Origin of the sequence: Nocardia lasii (genome assembly GCF_042658545.1) — a bacterium.
GTDB classification, from domain to species: domain Bacteria; phylum Actinomycetota; class Actinomycetes; order Mycobacteriales; family Mycobacteriaceae; genus Nocardia; species Nocardia lasii.
Genome location: NZ_JBHSQN010000001.1, coordinates 651,247 through 668,262, shown reverse-complemented (window position 1 = coordinate 668,262; position 17,016 = coordinate 651,247). Strand labels below are relative to the sequence as shown.

17 protein-coding genes are annotated in these 17,016 nt (G+C 68.3%); 7 read left to right on the top strand and 10 right to left on the bottom strand.

Going from position 1 to position 17,016, the window contains the following annotated elements:
* A partial coding sequence (locus ACFP3H_RS03080; protein WP_378599147.1) for a GNAT family N-acetyltransferase occupies positions 1-720 on the top strand: 720 nt, incomplete at its 5' end.
* 106 nt (positions 721-826) lie between these two features.
* Here the strand turns inward: ACFP3H_RS03080 and hsaB are convergent.
* The 4 genes from hsaB to hsaA are packed head-to-tail and all read right to left on the bottom strand — an operon-like array spanning position 827 to position 4,352.
* Positions 827-1,390 carry a 3-hydroxy-9,10-secoandrosta-1,3,5(10)-triene-9,17-dione monooxygenase reductase subunit gene (gene hsaB, locus ACFP3H_RS03075; RefSeq protein ID WP_378599144.1) on the bottom strand — a complete coding sequence of 188 codons (564 nt, stop codon included), beginning with the start codon at positions 1,388-1,390 and terminating at the stop codon, positions 827-829.
* Positions 1,391-1,419: 29 nt separating this feature from the next.
* Positions 1,420-2,322: an iron-dependent extradiol dioxygenase HsaC gene (gene hsaC / locus ACFP3H_RS03070; RefSeq protein ID WP_378599142.1), complete on the bottom strand. Its 903-nt coding sequence runs from the start codon at positions 2,320-2,322 to the stop codon at positions 1,420-1,422.
* Positions 2,322-3,185, bottom strand: a complete 864-nt coding sequence (hsaD, locus tag ACFP3H_RS03065) for a 4,5:9,10-diseco-3-hydroxy-5,9,17-trioxoandrosta-1(10),2-diene-4-oate hydrolase (protein ID WP_378599139.1) — start codon at positions 3,183-3,185, stop codon at positions 2,322-2,324. The genes hsaC and hsaD overlap by 1 nt, the downstream gene beginning before the upstream one ends.
* Positions 3,186-3,188: 3 nt before the next feature.
* On the bottom strand, positions 3,189-4,352 hold the full coding sequence (gene hsaA, locus ACFP3H_RS03060) for a 3-hydroxy-9,10-secoandrosta-1,3,5(10)-triene-9,17-dione monooxygenase oxygenase subunit (RefSeq protein ID WP_378599136.1): 1,164 nt from the start codon (positions 4,350-4,352) through the stop codon (positions 3,189-3,191).
* Between the two features lie 191 nt (positions 4,353-4,543).
* Here hsaA and ACFP3H_RS03055 point away from each other — a divergent pair, with 191 nt between their 5' ends.
* A complete protein-coding gene (locus ACFP3H_RS03055; RefSeq protein ID WP_378599133.1) occupies positions 4,544-5,713 on the top strand; it encodes a Rieske 2Fe-2S domain-containing protein in 1,170 nt (389 codons plus the stop codon).
* Positions 5,710-6,042 carry a hypothetical protein gene (locus ACFP3H_RS03050; RefSeq protein ID WP_378599130.1) on the top strand — a complete coding sequence of 111 codons (333 nt, stop codon included), beginning with the start codon at positions 5,710-5,712 and terminating at the stop codon, positions 6,040-6,042. Before ACFP3H_RS03055 ends, ACFP3H_RS03050 begins: the two co-directional genes overlap by 4 nt.
* Here ACFP3H_RS03050 and ACFP3H_RS03045 read toward each other — a convergent pair.
* The 6 genes from ACFP3H_RS03045 to ACFP3H_RS03020 all read right to left on the bottom strand — a co-directional run bounded on the left by ACFP3H_RS03045 (position 6,039) and on the right by ACFP3H_RS03020 (position 13,089).
* Positions 6,039-6,782, bottom strand: coding sequence for a DUF427 domain-containing protein (locus tag ACFP3H_RS03045; RefSeq protein WP_378599127.1), 744 nt, complete (start codon positions 6,780-6,782; stop codon positions 6,039-6,041). The two genes, ACFP3H_RS03050 and ACFP3H_RS03045, sit on opposite strands and share 4 nt — an antisense overlap.
* 38 nt (positions 6,783-6,820) lie before the next feature.
* Positions 6,821-8,002, bottom strand: a complete 1,182-nt coding sequence (locus ACFP3H_RS03040; protein WP_378599124.1) for an acyl-CoA dehydrogenase family protein — start codon at positions 8,000-8,002, stop codon at positions 6,821-6,823.
* A 231-nt stretch (positions 8,003-8,233) separates the two neighbouring features.
* Positions 8,234-9,391 (bottom strand): acyl-CoA dehydrogenase family protein, encoded by a 1,158-nt coding sequence (locus ACFP3H_RS03035; protein WP_378599121.1) that lies wholly within the window; start codon positions 9,389-9,391, stop codon positions 8,234-8,236.
* 148 nt (positions 9,392-9,539) lie between these two features.
* Positions 9,540-10,676 (bottom strand): acyl-CoA dehydrogenase family protein, encoded by a 1,137-nt coding sequence (locus ACFP3H_RS03030; RefSeq protein ID WP_378599118.1) that lies wholly within the window; start codon positions 10,674-10,676, stop codon positions 9,540-9,542.
* On the bottom strand, positions 10,676-11,536 hold the full coding sequence (locus tag ACFP3H_RS03025; RefSeq protein WP_378599115.1) for an enoyl-CoA hydratase: 861 nt from the start codon (positions 11,534-11,536) through the stop codon (positions 10,676-10,678). Before ACFP3H_RS03025 ends, ACFP3H_RS03030 begins: the two co-directional genes overlap by 1 nt.
* Positions 11,533-13,089, bottom strand: coding sequence for a FadD3 family acyl-CoA ligase (locus tag ACFP3H_RS03020; protein ID WP_378599112.1), 1,557 nt, complete (start codon positions 13,087-13,089; stop codon positions 11,533-11,535). The genes ACFP3H_RS03025 and ACFP3H_RS03020 overlap by 4 nt, the downstream gene beginning before the upstream one ends.
* Before the next feature lie 78 nt (positions 13,090-13,167).
* On the opposite strand from ACFP3H_RS03020, the gene ACFP3H_RS03015 reads away from it, so the two are divergent.
* The 4 genes from ACFP3H_RS03015 to ACFP3H_RS03000 are packed head-to-tail and all read left to right on the top strand — an operon-like array spanning position 13,168 to position 17,009.
* Positions 13,168-14,349 carry an acyl-CoA dehydrogenase family protein gene (locus ACFP3H_RS03015; RefSeq protein ID WP_378599109.1) on the top strand — a complete coding sequence of 394 codons (1,182 nt, stop codon included), beginning with the start codon at positions 13,168-13,170 and terminating at the stop codon, positions 14,347-14,349.
* Complete coding sequence (locus tag ACFP3H_RS03010; RefSeq protein WP_378599106.1) at positions 14,346-15,155, top strand: SDR family oxidoreductase; 810 nt, start codon at positions 14,346-14,348, stop codon at positions 15,153-15,155. Before ACFP3H_RS03015 ends, ACFP3H_RS03010 begins: the two co-directional genes overlap by 4 nt.
* Positions 15,152-15,805: a TetR/AcrR family transcriptional regulator gene (locus tag ACFP3H_RS03005; protein WP_378599103.1), complete on the top strand. Its 654-nt coding sequence runs from the start codon at positions 15,152-15,154 to the stop codon at positions 15,803-15,805. Before ACFP3H_RS03010 ends, ACFP3H_RS03005 begins: the two co-directional genes overlap by 4 nt.
* Before the next feature lie 46 nt (positions 15,806-15,851).
* Entirely contained in the window at positions 15,852-17,009 is a 1,158-nt protein-coding gene (locus ACFP3H_RS03000; protein WP_378599651.1) for an acetyl-CoA C-acetyltransferase, read from the top strand.
* Positions 17,010-17,016 lie beyond the last annotated feature (7 nt).

The following is a 17,016-nucleotide window of genomic DNA, read 5'->3' as shown; positions in this document are numbered from 1 at the left end:
GTGGTGGCGGTGGGTGGGGGTGTGGCTTGTTTCGCTGGGGAGGGGTCGCCGTTGAACAAGGTGGTGGGGGTTGGGTTCGGTGGGGTGCCTGATGCGGCGGAATGGGAGCGGGTCGAGGCGGCTTATGCGGAGGTGGGGGTGCCGGTGCAGGTGGAGTTGGCGCATGTGGCTGATCCACGGATCGGGGCTGAGTTGACGGCGCGGGGGTATCGGCTGGTGGGGTTCGAGAACGTGCTCGGGTTGCGGCTCGCGGGGCGGAACTGGGCGGCCGCGTCGGGGGTCGAGGTTCGTCGTGATGAGGGGGACGGGTTCGACGAGTGGCTCGATGTTGTCGTCGATGGGTTCGCCACTCCGGACGAGAGTGGGCCGGGGCACGAGGAGTTCCCCCGGGAGGCGATCGCCACGGTCATGCGGGACATGGCCGGTATCGGCGACACCCGCCGCTACGTGGCCTATCGCGACGGTGTTCCGGCGGGCGGCGCGAGCATGCGCATCGACGACGGCATCGCGGCACTGGCAGGCGCGGCGACGATCCCCGCGCACCGTCGCAACGGAGTCCAATCCGCACTCCTCGCAACCCGTCTCGCCGAAGCGGCCGCCCACGGCTGCGACCTCGCCGTGATCACCACCCAACCCGCCTCGAAATCCCAGCAGAACGCCCAGTCCTGCGGCTTCGCGCTGCTCTACACCCGAGCCATCCTCACCAAGCTGGACAGCTGATCACCACGCTGTGGTGTACGCGTCGACCCAAGGTGATCACCACCAGAGCGTGGTGATCATTTGACCAGTGGCTTGTGCGGCTGGGTGGCCGCGAGAACAACGGCACTCACAGCCAGGTGTCGAGGCTGGTGGTGGTGAGGAAGTGGTCGAGGTCGGCGCGCCAGGGGGCGGGGGTGTTTTTGTCGGGTTGGATGCCGGTGTACTGGCCTCGGTAGAACAGGAGGGGGCGGGTGCCGGTGGATTCGGAGAGGGCCTGGACGCGGCCGATCACGATGTAGTGGTCGCCGCCGTCGACCACCGAGTCGACGGTGCACTCGATGGTCGCCAATGATCCGTCGAGTACCGGAACTCCCAGTTCGGAGGTGTGCCAGGCGACGCCGGCGAACTTGTCGGTCTCGCGGGAACCGAACCGCGCGCACACCGGCTGCTGCGCTTCGCTGAGCACGTTCACCGCGAACCGGCCTGCCGCCTCGATCGCCGCCCACGACCGCGACCCCTTGGTGGGGCAGAACAGCACCAGCGGCGGGTCGAGTGACAGTGCCGCGAACGACTGGCAGGCGAACCCGATCGGCTCACCCGCCGGGTCGAGCGCGGTGATCACGGTGATGCCCGTGCAGAACTGCCCGAGCACCGCCCGGAACTGCTTGCCGTCGACAACGGGCTCCGTCATCGCAGCGCGGTCGCGACCCACCGGCTCGGTCATTGCCGCCCTCCGATGGTGAAGTCGTGACCCCACAGGCTCACCGCGGTCGACTCACGCGCGATCCAGTCGTGGTCGTCGACTTCGAGCCCCTCGCAACCGAATTCGATGTCGAACCCGCCGGGCGTCTTCATGTAGAACGAGAGCATCTTGTCGTTGACGTGCCGTCCGAGCGTCGCCGACATCGGCACCTTCTTGCGCAGCGCCCGGTCAAGGCACAGCCCCACATCGTCGGAGCCCTCGACCTCGAGCATGAGGTGCACGATCCCGCTGGGCGTGGGCATCGGCAGGAAGGCCAGCGAGTGGTGGCGCGGATTGCAGCCGAAGAACCGCAGCCAGGCGGGTTCGCCGTCGGCGGGCCGCCCGACCATCTGCGGTGGCAGCCGCATGGAATCGCGCAGTCGGAACCCGAGGACGTCGCGGTAGAAGCGCAGCGCCTCCCGGTCGTCGGAGGTCGAGAGCACCACGTGCCCGAGGCCCTGCTCGCCGGTGACGAACCGGTGCCCGTAGGGCGTGACCAGCCGCCGCGCCTCGAGCGCCACCCCGTGGAAGGCCTCGAGCGTGTTGCCGGAGGGATCCTCGAACACGATCAGCTCGTCGACGCGCCGATCGGCCTTCTCCGCCGCGGTGCCCTCCTTGAACGGCACCTCGGCCGCCGAGAGCCGGTCCCGAATATCCTGTAGCTCTTCGGCATTGGCGGTCTCCCAGCCGGAAACCCGCAACCGGTCGCGCTCGCCGGGCACGATCACCAGCCGCGCCGGGAACTCATCGATGCGCAGATACAGCGCCTCGGGATCGGGCCCGCGACCCTCCACCATGCCGAGCACCTTGAGGGCGTACTCGCGCCAGGCCGCCATGTCGGTGGCCTCGATGCGCAGGTAGCCCAGTGAACGAATACCCATCACTTGTCTCCGAGGAAATCAATGGTCAGACGGTTGAACTCGGCGAACTTCTCCAGCTGTGCCCAGTGCCCGCACCCGCCGAACACATGCAACTGCACCCTGGGGATCACCTTGGTAGCTACGAGCGCGCCGTCGAGTGGGTTCACCCGATCCTCACGTCCCCAGATCAGCAGCACGGGCTGGCGCAGCTTGTAGGCGTCGCGCCAGAGCATCCCCTTCTCGAAGTCGGCGCTCGCGAACGACTTGCCCATCGCGCGCATGGCGGCCAGCGATTCGGGGGTGCTCGCCAGCGCGAACCGCTCGTCGATCAGCTCGTCGGTGACCAGCGCCTGGTCGAACACCATGATCCGCAGGAACTTCTCGAGGTTGTCCCTGGTGGGTTCGTAGGTGAACCGCGAGAGCAGCTTGACGCCCTCGGTCGGGTCGGGCGCGAACAGGTTGGTGCTCAGCCCGCCCGGCCCCATGAGCACGAGCTTGCCCGCGCGCGTCGGGTGATCGAGCGCGAACCGCACCGCCGCCCCACCGCCGAGGGAGTTGCCGAGCAGGTGCACCCGCGAGGTGATGTCGAGGTGGTCCAGCAGCGCCAGCAGCGCCTCGGAACTGTGCACGAAGTACTGCGGGTGATCGATCGGCTTGTCGGACTTGCCGTATCCGGGCTGGTCGACCGCGATCACGTGGAAGTGCTCGGCGAGTACCGGGATATTGCGGGCGAAGTTGGACCAGGCCGAAGCGCCGGGTCCGCCGCCGTGCAGCAGCACGATCGTCGGCCCGCTGCCTGCCTCGTGATAGTGCAGTCTCAGGGTGGGGGTGACCTGCGCGAAGCGTGAGGTCGAGGCATAGGTGAGTTCCGCGGTCCGGGTCATCGGCTACACCATGGCGTCGGTGACGGGCAGCCCGAACTCGTGCGTGCCGTACATGACGTAGGCGCGCTCGGGATCGTTGGCCGCGTGCACCCGACCGGCGTGCGCGTCACGCCAGAAGCGTTGCAGCGGTGTGCCGTTGGCGAGCGCGGTGGCGCCCGAGGACTCGAAGAGCTTGTCGATCGAGGCGATCACCCGACCGGTCGCGCGCACCTGATCGCGCCGCGCCCGCACCCGCAGATCGAACGGAATCTCCTCGCCCGCCAGCAGCAGTGCGTACTCCTCGGCCACATTGCCCGAGAGCTGCCGCCACGCCGCGTCGAGATCGGAAGCCGCTTCCGCGACACGGACTTTCGCGAACGGATCGTCCTTGGCGTTCTCGCCCGCGTAGGCCGCGCGAACCCGCTTGCCCTGATGCTCGACGTGCGCTTCGTAAGCGCCGTAACCCATTCCGACGATCGGCGCGGAAATGGTGGTGGGATGGATGGTGCCCCATGGCATCTTGTACACCGGTGCGGTATTGCGGGCCAGTCCCGGGGAACGCCCTTCGCTCATCGCGCGGAAACTCAGGAACCGGTGCGTCGGTACGAAAACATCCTCCACCACAACGGTATTGGACCCGGTGCCGCGCAACCCGACGACATCCCACACGTCATCGATGCGGTATTCCGACCGTGGGATCAGGAAGCTGCCGAAATCGACCGGCTTGCCGTTCTTGATCACCGGCCCGCCGAGCACCGCCCACGTCGCGTGATCCGAGCCCGAGGACCAGGCCCACGACCCGCGCACGAGATAGCCGCCCTCGACCGCCTGGCCGACGCCCATCGGCGCGTACGACGAGGAGATCCGCACGTCGGTGTCCTCGCCCCACACCTCCTCCTGCGCCTGCTGATCGAACAGCGCCAGGTGCCAGTTGTGCACGCCGATGATGCCTGCGACCCAGCCGGTCGACCCGCACGCGCCGGCGATCTTGCGCACGGTGTCGTAGAAGATCACCGGGTCGGCCGCGTGCCCGCCCCACTGTTCGGGCTGGAGCAGACGGAAGAATCCGGTCTCGGCCAGCGCCTTCATCGAGTCGTCGGGGATGCGGCGCAGGTCCTCGGCCTCCTGTGCGCGTTCGCGCAGCGTCGGCAGCAGTGCCTCGACCCTCATCGTCACTTCTTGCGTCATTGCGAAGCCCGCTCCTGCCCTGTCGGATCGACAACCGGTTCTACTCGCCTCTGAGATTAGAACAGGTTCTCGTTTCTGTCGAGAAGATCGTCTCACCTCGGATATAACAGGAGTCAACACGAAAGTTCGCTGGGTAGCTGGCTTTAGCGGCCCCAGTTTTGTAACGTGTTCTAGTAGTTGAAGGAGGGCGGATGGTAGTGAACCCCAAGGTGCGGGAACTCGATGTGGGCGCAGCGCCGACGCGGTTCGCGCGCGGCTGGCACTGCGTCGGGCTGGCGTCGAGTTTTCGCGACGGCAAGCCACACGCGGTGGAGATCTTCGGAACCAAACTCGTGGTGTGGACCGATACCGCCGGTGCGATCCGCGTGCTCGACGCCTACTGCCGGCACATGGGCGGCGACCTCAGCATGGGCACGGTGAAGGGCGACGACATCGCCTGCCCGTTCCACGATTGGCGCTGGGGCGCGAGCGGTAAGTGCACCGCGATTCCGTACGCGCGTCGGGTGCCGCCGCTGGCGCGCACGCGCAAGTGGACCACGCTGGAACGCAACGGTCAGCTGTTCGTCTGGCACGACCACGAGGGCAACGAGCCCGATGTCACCATCCCGCACATCGAGGGCGCCTACACCGACGCCGAAGGTAATCCGAGCGAGACCCACGACAGCGGCTGGACCTCCTGGACCTGGAACCAGATGCGCATCGAGGGCGCCAACTGCCGCGAGATCATCGACAACGTCGTGGACATGGCCCATTTCTTCTACATCCACTTCGCCTTCCCGACGTACTTCAAGAACGTCTTCGAAGGCCATGTGGCGACCCAGTTCCTCGAGACCAAGGGCCGCCCCGATATCGGCATGGCCGCCAAGTACGGGGGCGAGACGCTGCTGAAATCGGAGGCGTCGTACTTCGGTCCGTCGTACATGATCAACCCGCTGGTCAATATCTACGGCGGGTACCAGATCAAGGTGGTGCTGATCAACTGCCACTACCCGGTTACCCAGGATTCCTTCGTGTTGCAGTGGGGTCTGACGGTCGAGAAGCCCCAGGGCATCGATGACGCGACGGCCGAGCGGCTGGCCCAGTCGATGACCGAGTTCTTCGGTGACGGGTTCCTGCAGGACGTGGAGATCTGGAAGCACAAGTCCAAGGTCGACAACCCGCTGCTGTGCGAGGAGGACGGGCCGGTCTACCAGCTGCGACGCTGGTACGACCAGTTCTATGTGAACGCCGACGAGGTCACCGAGAAGATGACGCAGCGTTTCGAATTCGAGGTCGACACCACCAAGGCGAATCAGGCGTGGGAGGCCGAGGTGGCCGAGAACCTGCGGCGCAAGGCCGACGCCGAGGAGGCCGGGGTGTGATCCCGCGCTGGGCGAAGGCGCCCGATTTCGCGGGTCAACCGGAGCGGCAGGCGGCGGTGCGGGCGCAGACCGCCCGCGACAAGCAGCGCTATCTCGACGACGGATTGACGCCGCTGCGGTGTCAGACGTGTCGGGCCGAGGTGCTGGTGCGCAAGTCCAGCGCGCACCAGACCTCGGTCCAGTGGGCCGAGCGCCCCGACGCGCACTGTCCGGTCTTCGCCCAGCTCACCGCGCACGGCGCACGGCCCGGTCGGCCGGAATCCTGTCCGTCCCTGGAGAAGTCGATCAAGTGGGCGGTCGAGGAGGGCGTGCTCGAGGTCCCCGACTAGCTGAACGGGGTGTGCGGGCGGTCCTGTAGCTCGCCGTCGAGGTAGATGTCGACCTTCTCGTTGTAGAAGCACACCAGCCCCGCGACCTTCTGACTCTCCGGCAGCGGGGTGAGGTAGCCCCACACGATGTCGCGGTGCTCGGTGTCGCCGACGTGGACGTTCCAGTAGTCGGCGGTGCCCTTGTACGGGCAGCCGGTGTGGGTGTCGGAGGGGGTGAGCAGGTCCATCCGCACATCGGTGCGCGGCAGGTAATACCGTGGCGGCAAACCTGTTTCGAAGAGAATGCGCGGTGCCGAGGAGTCCGCGACGGTGACGCCGTCGACCTCCACGCGCACATTGCGGGAGCCGGCCAGGATGTCGACGCGGTGGTGCGGATCGCGCGGGTGGATCGCGATCGGCTCGTCCTCCTCGAACCAGTCGAACGTGTCGAAGTCCAGTCGCACAGCGTCTTTCAGCTCCGCGATCGGCGAATCGAGGTAGCGCAGTGCCGCGCCCTCGGCTCGCACGCCGGCGATGGCGACATCGAATCCGGCCGCCTCGCCGAGCTCGGGGGAGTGTTCGGTGATCCCGTTCGGGTCGAGGTCGGCGCGGATGTCGGTGAGCGGCACGTAGTAGGTCGGGTAGTAGGGCACCTCCCACACCAGCAGCGGCCGCCGCGTGCTGGCGACCAGCCGCCCCCGCAGATAGACCCGCACCCACTTCAACCCGGTCTCGACACGTCCACGCCGGTCATCGGTCATGCGCTCGACGGTACCCGCGGCCCCCGACACGGGCCACGCTAGGCGAACAGGTGGGCGGTGGCGTGGGCGCGTTTGAAGTACAGGTGCGCGTCGTGCTCCCAGGTGATGGCGATGCCGCCGTGCAACTGGATGGTCTCGGCGGCCACGGTCGAGTACGCCTCGGTGCAGTACACCCGCGCGACCCACGCGTCCTCGGCCGCCGACGCACTGTTGGCCGCCACGGACTCCGCCGCCGCGAGCGCCACCGATTCGGCCGACTCCACCAGCACATACATATCGGCCATTCGATGCTTGAGCGCCTGAAAACTCCCGATCGCCCGCCCGAACTGCACCCGCGAGGCCGTGTACTCGACCGTCATCTCGAGACACCGCCGCGCCGCCCCCACCTGCTCGGCGGCCAACGCGGCCCACGCGATCTGACGCAGCCGTTGATGCAGCGGTGAGCCGGCTTCCCCGGTGGTCCGTGGGGTCGTACCCGGAGCGGGTGTCGGTGCGAGTGCGGGTTCAGTTGTGTCGGTACTGGTGCGGGTGCCTTCTGAGGTGCCGGTTGGTGCGGACAGGACTCCCGGTTCGTCACACGTGTCGGCCGGCGCAGGGCTGGGGTCGACCGTGCCGATTCTGGTGGCGGGGGTGTCGGTGAAGGTGATGGTGGCGAGGGGGCGGGTGGGGTCGAGGGTGGGGGTTGCGGTGACGGTGACGCCGGGGGCGGTGGGGGTTGTTTCGTAGAGGCCGTCGGCGGTGAGGACCAGGAGGAGGTCGGCTTGTGCGCCGTGGAGGACGTAATGAGCGGTGCCGCTCAGGGTTTCGTCGGTGATGTGGATGCCGGCGGTATCCCATCCGGTGGCGTCGGCCCAGCACAGTGCCGCTGTGCGTGAGCCGTCCGCGAGGTCGGGTAGCAGTCGGGCGCGGGCCTGTTCGTCACCCGCCAGGAGCACCGCCTGAACGCCGAGCACCGCCGAACCCAGCATCGGCACCCCCGCCAGCGTCCGCCCCAATTCGCCCACGACCATGAGCGATTCGACCAAACTCGCCCCGGCCCCACCGAACTCCTCCGGCACCGCGAGCGCAGCCACCCCGACCTGCTCGCACAGCATCCGCCACAGCTTCGGGTCGTAACCGAGCTCGGTATCCATCGCACCGCGCAGCGCGGCCGAGGTGGCGTGCTTGCCGAGCAGCGCCCGCACCGAATCCCGGAATTCGAGCAGTTCATTCGTGGACATGGGACTCCTCAACAAGGGCGAAAACCGCGCGGATGCACGCGGTTCGACACGTTCGGGCGTTGCGATCCGAGCCCGATGGACTGCGGTAAGTACACGGACTCGGCTCGCTGTGTTGGATGCGGCGGGACCGAGTGCGGTGGGCGCGATCGCAGGGGGTGCACGGACTCGGCTCGCTGTGTTGGATGCGGCGGGACCGAGTGCGGTGGACGTGATCGCGGGGGGTGCACGGACTCAGCTCGCTGTATCGGTCACGGCGGCGCCGAGCGCGGTGGCACGGAGGGTGGCGGCGATGCGGCCCCGATGGAAGTCGGCTGTTCCCCAGGCCGTGCGCAAGGCCGCGACCCTGGTGAGCAGCAGCGACAGATCACATTCGGCCGTGTAACCGATCGCGCCGTGGACCTGTAGCCCCGCGCGAGCCGCCCGGTGTGCCGCATCCCCGCAGGCCACCAGCGCCGCCGAGACATCGCGGGCCCGGTCGTCGGACTCGAGGGTCAACGCCGCCCGGTAGACGAGCGGTTCGGCCAGATCCAGCCCGATCCGCACGTCGGCGAGCTGCTGCTTCACCACCTGGAACTCCCCGATGGCCCGCCCGAACTGCCGCCGCTGCTTCGCGTACGCCACCGACTGATCCAACAGCGCCCGCCCCGCCCCGAGCAGTTGCGCCGCACACGCGAGCACCCCGACATCGAACGCGTAGTCGACCGAAACCCCTTCGGCCACCACCTGTTCCGAAATCACGGGAAACAGCTTGCGAGCTGGATCGATCGAGGAGATCGGCCCCGCGAGGACGGTCGCGTCACGGCGGTGCGGGTGGTCGGCCTCGAAGTGACGACTGCCGTCCAGGAGTGCGGTGGTCGAGGGGCGTGCGGGCCCGTCGCCGGGGGCGGACGAACTTTCGTGACCTGGCGACGCACCAGTGCTCGCGGACTCGATCGCGGCGACTCGATCGCGCCCCGCGATCAGCACGAGGTCGGCGACATCGGCGTCAAGGGCGAGGGCGCGCCCCGGCCCCTCGAAGGCGACCGTGCCGAGGAGATCGCCGGAGGCCAGTGCGGGTAGCCATCGCGCGGCGGGCCCGGCCTCGGGGAGACGTTGCAGCAGAGCGGGAATCACCGCGATCGACTCGATCACCGGCCCCGGAACCGCCGCCCGACCCAATTCGATCGCGGCGACGACGAGGTCGACAGCGGTGGCTTCGGCGCCCCCGTACTGTTCGTCGACGATCAACCCGAATACACCCATGTCCGCGATCTGCCGCAGCAGTGCGCGACCGGCAGCGCTGTCGCCGGCACCCCACGCGCGAACGGCGGCGGGCACCTGACCCGCATCGAGGATCTTGCGCAGTTCGGCGGCGAAGTCGAGCTGTTCGGTACTGAGCGCGAATCTCATCGCCCACCTCCTTGTGGTGTGCTGGGCGTGTGCGGTTCGGTCGAAAGGTCGAAGGGGCTGCCCGTGCGGGGGATATCGAGCGGCAAGTCGATCGCCGGTTTCCGCAACGCGTCGATCCGATGTTCGAGCTGAATCATGAAGTGCACGTTCACCGTTTGGCCTCGCGCGGAAGTCCGAGGAGCCGCTCGGCGATGATGTTGCGTTGGATCTCGTTCGTCCCCGCGTAGATCGGCCCGGCGAGGGAGAAGAGGTAACCGTCGCTCCACGGCCCGCGCTGTTCGCCACCGAGCAGGTCCAGCGCCGCTTCGTGCATGGCGATGTCCAGGTCGGACCAGTAGACCTTGGTGATCGAGGACTCCGCCCCGAGCTGCCCACCTTCTTGCAGCCGGGTGACGGTCCCGAACGTGTGCAGCCGGTATGCCTCGGCACCGATCCAACTGTCCACCACGGAATTCCGCGCAGCGGTATCGGAAGGTTCGGCGATCTCGACCCACAAATCGATCAACCGCTGCGCCGTGGCACTGAATCGTCCGGGACTGCGCAGCGAAAGTCCCCGCTCATTGCTGGAGGTAGCCATCGCGACCCGCCACCCGTCGTGCACCCCGCCGATCACATCGCGGTCCGGCACGAACACATCGTCGAGGAAGATCTCCGCGAACCCGGGTTCCCCGTCGAGCTGCGGAATAGGCCGCACCACAACCCCTTCCGCGTCGAGCGGAAACGTCACGTAGGTCAGCCCGTGATGCCGTTGCGCATCAGGGTCGCTGCGGAACAACCCGAACGCCCAATCGGCGAAGGACGCCCGCGAACTCCATGTCTTCTGCCCGTTGAGTACCCACCCACCCTCGGTCCGCCGAGCCGTGGAACGCAGACTCGCCAGATCACTGCCGGCCTCGGGCTCGGACCACGCCTGAGCCCAGATATCTTCCCCGCGAGCCATTCTCGGCAGAATCCGCGCCAGCTGTTCGGGCGTCCCATGCTCGAACAGGGTCGGCGCCAACAGGAAGATCCCGTTCTGCGCGACCCGCCCCGGCGCCCCGGCGGCGTAGTACTCCTGCTCGAACAGCACCCACTCGAGAATCGACGCGTCCCGCCCCCCGAACTCGCGCGGCCACGACACGGCCGATAGTCGCGCCTCGGCCAGCGTCGCCTCCCACTCCCGGTGCGCGGCAAAGCCTTCGCGGGTATCCATCGAGGGCAGCGGCGCGGCAGGCACGTGGTCGGCGAGGAACGATCGCACCTCGAGCTGGAATTCCCTTGCCGCGCTGTCGATGTCCAGATCCACTACTTCGCCCCGTTCTGCTCGGCGGAGCCGCGCATCGAGCGGGCGTTCATCCCCCCGAGCGAATCGGCGCCCACCTCGGCATTGTGCGCGTGCGCGAAATGATGCAGCCCGAACACCGAATCCATGCCGGTCCGCATCCCCATCAGATCCTCGGCCTGATTCACGGCCTTCTTCGTCAACGCCAACCCGAATTGCGGCATGGCGGAGATCTTTTCGGCCAGCGCCAACACTTCGTCCTCGAGCTCGGCGCGCGGAACCACCCGATTGACCATGCCCCACCGCTCGGCCTGCGCCGCCCCGAACCGATCACCGGTGAACAGGAACTCCTTCGCCGCGCGCGGTCCCATCACCCACGGATGCGCGAAGTACTCGACTCCCGGAATCCCCATCCGCACAACAGGATCGGAGAAGAACGCGTCCTCGGAGCAGACGATCAGATCGCACACCCAGGCCAGCATCAACCCACCCGCGATGCACGCCCCCTGCACCATCGCGATGGTCGGCTTGGGAATCTCGCGCCAGCGCCGACACATCCCGAGATACACCTCGGACTCCCGCGCGAACCGCTGATCACCCCCGACCCGATCCACGTGGTCCCACCACAGCGCCGCCTTGTTCTCGTAATGCGCGTCGTGATCGCGCCCCGGCGAACCGATGTCATGCCCGGCGCTGAAGTGTTTTCCGTTGCCCGCCAACACGATCACCTTGACCGCCGGATCCTCCACCGCGCGCACGAAAGCCGCGTCCAGCGCGTAGGTCATGCGCGAGTTCTGCGCATTGCCGAACTCGGGTCGATTCATGGTCACCACGGCAACCGCCCCGCGCACCTCGTAGGTGACGACCTCGGTCTCAGAACTCACGACTTCTCCTCACGTAGCTCACGCTTGAGCACCTTGCCCGCCGCGCTGTAGGGCAGCCGGTCGCGGAATTCGACGAGCCGGGGCACCTTGAAATTCGCTAATTGGCCTGCGGCATAGCTGATCACCGTCTCGACGGTCAGCTCCGCGTCCGGCTTCGGCACGATGAACGCCTTGCCGACCTCGCCCATTCGCGGATCGGGCACCCCGACCACCGCGGACTCGGCGACGCCGTCGAGCCGGGCCAGGGTCTGTTCGATCTCGGCGGGATACACATTGAACCCACCGGTGATGTACATGTCCTTGAGTCGGTCGGTGATCCGCAGATACCCGCGCTCGTCGAGCACCCCGATATCGCCGGTGTGCAGCCAGCCCTGCGCGTCGATGGCCTCGGCGGTGGCGTCGGGATCGTCGAGGTACCCGCGCATCACATTGCGTCCGCGCAGCAGCACCTCGCCCTCGTCGGACAGCCGCAACTCGAACCCGGCGATCGGTCGCCCGCAGGTGCCCGCGATGGTGGCGGCGTCGTCATCGGCCCGGCACATGGTCCCGAACCCGGAGGCTTCCGACAGCCCGTAACCCGTGACGACGACATCGAATTCGAGTTCGGCGCGCATCCGTTCGATCAGCACCACCGGCACCGTGGCGGCCCCGGTGACCGCCACCCGCAGCGAACTCAGATCGCGTCCCGCACGCGCGGGATGGTCGAGCAGCGTCTGGTAGATCGTCGGCGGTCCCGGCAGCACCGTCACGCCCTCGGCCTCGATCAGCGACAGCGTGGTCGGCACGTCGAAACTCGCCTGCGGAATGATCGTGGCCCCGCTGACCAGGCACGCGAGGATCCCCGCCTTGTAGCCGAAGTTGTGGAAGAACGGGCTCACCACCAGATACCGGTCGCCGGCCCGCACGGTCGTGCACTCGACCCACCCGCGCACCACGTCCAACGCCTGCCGATGCGCGACCAGGGTGCCCTTGCTGCGACCGGTGGTGCCGGAGGTGAACAGGATGTCGGAGATGTCCTCGGGCGACACGTTCCCGGCCGCCGCTTCGCCCACGTCGACCGGCACGGACGCGGCGCGACCGAGAAAATCGCTCCAGGACAACAGCGTTGGTGATTCGCTGCTGTCCGTGGCGTCGGACTCCTCGACCGGGATCACGACCACGACGCCGACATCCACCCCGCCCGCCCCGAGCAATTCGGCGGCCCGATCCCGCCCGAGAAACGGTCCCGCCACGAACAGCGCCTTCGCCTCGACCCGGGCCAGCACATCGACGGCCTCGCCCACCACATACCGCGTGTTCAACGGCACCAGCGCCGCCCCCACGGACTGCGCGCCGAGCGCGGCGACCACCCAGTGGTGGGTATTCGGCGCCCACATCGCCACCCGATCACCGGGGGAGACCCCGCAGGCGATCAGCGCGCGCGCGGCGACACGGACCTGGTCGAGCAATTCGGCCCACGTCCAGCGAATCGGGCCGTCGATCAGCGCGGGCTCGTGCGGACGCGCGGCGGCGATCTCGCGCAGGGCCTGCGGAATGGTTCGAGCGGGTGTCACGGGGTCCTCACCGTAGTGCGGGTGCTGTTCTCGCGAAGCAGCTGACAAAGCAAGTGCTTGGTAGGTTACTCTATCGTCGTGGGTGTGATCCAGACCTCAGATTCCGATACCGCGACCTCCGACGCGGCATTTCGCGCGGAAATCCGCGACTGGCTGGCCGAGAATCTGACCGGCGAGTTCGCTGACCTGCGCGGAACCGGCGGCCCCGGCCGCGAACACGAATTCTTCGACGAGCGCCTCGCCTGGGACCGGCACCTGGCGCGGGCGGGCCTGACCTGTCTGGGCTGGCCGGTCGAACACGGCGGCCGCGCCGCGAGCGTGCGCGAGCAGGTGATCTTCCACGAGGAATACGCCAAGGCCGACGCCCCGGCGCGGGTCTCGCACGTGGGTGAGGAACTGCTCGGCCCGACGGTGCTCGCCTTCGGCACCGACGCGCAGAAACAGCGGTTCCTTCCCGGAGTGCGTTCGGTCGGCGAGCTGTGGTGCCAGGGCTATTCCGAACCGGGCGCGGGCTCCGACCTGGCCGCCGTCAGCACCACCGCCCGCCTCGACGGCGACAAGTGGGTCCTCAACGGTCAGAAGATCTGGACCTCCCTGGCCCACCTGGCCGACTGGTGTTTCGTCCTGGCCCGCACCGAACGCGGCTCGACCCGCCACCACGGCCTGTCCTACCTGCTGGTCCCCATGCGGCAACCGGGCATCGAGGTCCGGCCGATCGAACAGCTCACGGGCACTTCGGAATTCAACGAGGTCTTCTTCGACAACGCCGTCACCGACGCCGATCTCGTCGTCGGCCGACCCGGCGACGGCTGGCGAATCGCCATGGCCACCTTGACCTTCGAGCGCGGCATCTCGACCCTCGGCCAGCAGATCCGCTTCGCCCGCGAACTCGCCGACATCGAAGACCTCGCCCGCCGCACCGGCGCCGCCGACGATCCGCTCGTCGCCGCCCGCCTGGACCGGGCCCGCGTCGGCCTCAAAGTCCTGCGCGCCCATGCCCTGCGCACCATGGATTCCGGCGATGTGGGCAGCGCGTCGGTCTCGAAGTTGTTGTGGGCCAACTGGCATCGCGATCTCGGCGAACTCGCCATGGCCGTGCAGGGCGCGTCCGGCCTGCTCACCGGCCCCGACGACATGACCGCCTGGCAGCGGCTCTACCTGTTCAGCCGCGCCGACACGATCTACGGAGGTTCCAACGAAGTGCAGCGCAACATCATCGCCGAGCGAGTCCTCGGCCTGCCGCGAGAGGCGCGCCCGTGATCGACCCAGCCCCCGCGTCCTTCGCGACAGCCCCGCCGGCGATCCCCGGCCACGGCCTGCTCACCGGCCGTAAGGCCGTGGTCACCGCCGCCGCGGGCACCGGCATCGGCTCCGCCACGGCCCGCCGACTTCTCGACGAGGGCGCCGACGTGGTGGTCTCGGACTGGCACGAACGCCGCCTCGCCGCCACCGCCGAACAGTTGGCGACGGAATTCCCGCAGCGCTTCGTCGGCACGGCGGTCTGCGACGTCCGCGACACCGCCCAGGTGAACCTGCTGCTCACCAGTGCCGCCGCCCAGCTCGGCCGCCTCGACATCATGGTCAACAACGCAGGCCTCGGCGGCGAGACCCCGGTCGTCGACATGACCGACGAGCAGTGGGACCAGGTCCTCGACATCACCCTCACCGGCACCTTCCGCTGCACCCGCGCCGCCCTCGCCTACTTCCGGGGCGCGGGCCACGGCGGCGTCATCGTCAACAACGCCTCGGTCCTCGGCTGGCGCGCCCAGCACGGCCAGGCCCACTACGCCGCCGCCAAAGCGGGGGTGATGGCGTTGACCAGGTGCAGCGCGGTCGAGGCGGCCGAGTTCGGGGTGCGCATCAACGCCGTCGCCCCGAGCATCGCCCGGCACCCGTTCCTCGACCGGGTGAGTTCGGCCGAACTCCTCGACACCCTCAGCGAACGCGAGGCCTTCGGGCGCGCCGCCGCGCCGTGGGAGGTCGCGGCCACGATCGCCATGCTGGCCAGTGATTACACCTCGTACCTGACGGGCGAGGTCGTCTCGGTGAGTAGCCAACGCGCATGACCGGTCCGCCAAGCAAACGCTTGGTCTCTACGATATCGGGTGTGACCGCACCCGATACCAAACGCACCCGCCGCGCCGAACTGCTCGACCTCGCCGCCGACCTGTTCGCCGAGCGCGGCCTGCGCGCCACCACCGTGCGCGATATCGCCGACTCGGCCGGGATCCTCTCGGGCAGTCTCTACCACCACTTCGACTCCAAGGAGTCGATGGTCGACGAGATCCTGCGCGGCTTCCTCGACGAACTGTTCGGCCGCTACCGCGAGATCGCCGCGGCGGGCCTGAGCTCGCGAGACACCTTGGAAGCCTTGGTGATCGCGTCCTACGAGGCGATCGACCGCCACCACGCCGCCGTCGCGATCTACCAGGCCGAAGCCAAGACCCTGCGCGATGTGGAGCGCTTCGCCTACATCCGCGACTTCAACATCGAGTTCCGCGACCTGTGGCACCGGGTGCTCACCGCCGGTGTCGCCGACGGCAGCTTCCGCCCCGAACTCGACGTCGAACTGGCCTTCCGCTTCCTGCGCGACACCGTGTGGGTGGCGGTGCGCTGGTACACCCCCGGCGGCCCGATCACCGTGAAAAACCTTGCCCAGCAATACCTCACCATCGTGCTCGACGGTCTCACCGTGCCCGCGAGCACCACGCCTTAGGAGTTCCCCGATGACCGCACCCGCCGAGCGCCGCCCCTACACCCCGTTGCGGGAGGCCTATGTGATCGACGCGGTGCGCACCGCGGTCGGCAAGCGCAACGGCGCGCTCGCCGACGTGCACCCGGCCGACCTCGGCGCCGCGGCCCTGCGCGGCCTCATCGAGCGCACCGGGATCGACCCGGCCGTCGTCGACGACGTGATCGTCGGCTGCGTCGACAACATCGGTCCGCAGGCGGGCAATATCGGCCGGACCATGTGGTTGACCGCGGGCTATCCCGAGGACGTGCCCGGCGTGACGGTCGATCGCCAGTGCGGGTCCAGCCAGCAGGCGGTGAACTTCGGCGCGCAGGCCATCATGAGCGGCACCGCCGAGGTGATCGTCGCGGCGGGCGTGCAGAACATGAGCGCCATCCCGATCTCGGCGGCCATGCTCGCGGGCACGGAGTACGGGTTCGACTCGCCGTTCGTCGGCGCGACCGGGTGGGACGAGCGCTACGGCACCGGCGAGGTCTCGCAGTTCCGCGGCGCCGAACTGATCGCCGAGAAGTGGGGCATCACCCGCGCGGACATGGAGCAGTGGGCGCTGCGCAGCCACGAACGCGCCCGCGCGGCCATCGCCGAGGGCCGGTTCGAGGCCGAGATCGTGCCGGTCGGGGAGTTCCGCGTCGACCAGGGTCCGCGCGAGACCAGCCTCGAGAAGATGGCGAGCCTGCCCCCGCTCGGCGAGAACAGCCCGCTCACCGCGGCCGTGGCCAGCCAGATCTCCGACGGCGCGAGCGCGACGCTGCTGGCCTCCGCGTGGGCGGTCCAGGAGTACGGCCTGACCCCGCGCGCCCGCATCCACCACGTCAGCGCGCGCGGCGCCGACCCGATCTTCATGCTCAGCGCGCCGATCCCGGCGACGAAGTGGGCGCTGGCGAAGACCGGCCTGACCATCGACGATATCGACGTCATCGAGATCAACGAGGCGTTCGCGCCGGTGGTCCTGGCCTGGATCAAGGAGCTCGGCGCCGATCCGGCGAAGGTGAACGTCAACGGCGGCGCCATCGCCCTCGGCCACCCACTCGGCGCGACCGGCACCAAGCTCTTCGCCACCCTGCTGCACGAACTCGAGCGCGTGAACGGCCGCTACGGCCTGCTCACCATCTGCGAGGGCGGCGGCACGGCCAACGTGACGATCATCGAGCGGCTGTCGGTGGCATAAACGTGCA

Bases quoted from the DNA above. Each gene is read 5' to 3' on its own strand.
- ACFP3H_RS03035 (WP_378599121.1), bottom strand. From the start codon at position 9,391: ATGAGATTCGCGCTCAGTACCGAACAGCTCGACTTCGCCGCCGAACTG.
- hsaC (WP_378599142.1), bottom strand. From the start codon at position 2,322: ATGGGTATTCGTTCACTGGGCTACCTGCGCATCGAGGCCACCGACATG.
- ACFP3H_RS03045 (WP_378599127.1), bottom strand. From the start codon at position 6,782: ATGACCGATGACCGGCGTGGACGTGTCGAGACCGGGTTGAAGTGGGTG.
- ACFP3H_RS03055 (WP_378599133.1), top strand. From the start codon at position 4,544: ATGGTAGTGAACCCCAAGGTGCGGGAACTCGATGTGGGCGCAGCGCCG.
- hsaA (WP_378599136.1), bottom strand. From the start codon at position 4,352: ATGACGCAAGAAGTGACGATGAGGGTCGAGGCACTGCTGCCGACGCTG.
- ACFP3H_RS03005 (WP_378599103.1), top strand. From the start codon at position 15,152: ATGACCGGTCCGCCAAGCAAACGCTTGGTCTCTACGATATCGGGTGTG.
- hsaD (WP_378599139.1), bottom strand. From the start codon at position 3,185: ATGACCCGGACCGCGGAACTCACCTATGCCTCGACCTCACGCTTCGCG.
- hsaB (WP_378599144.1), bottom strand. From the start codon at position 1,390: ATGACGGAGCCCGTTGTCGACGGCAAGCAGTTCCGGGCGGTGCTCGGG.
- ACFP3H_RS03040 (WP_378599124.1), bottom strand. From the start codon at position 8,002: ATGTCCACGAATGAACTGCTCGAATTCCGGGATTCGGTGCGGGCGCTG.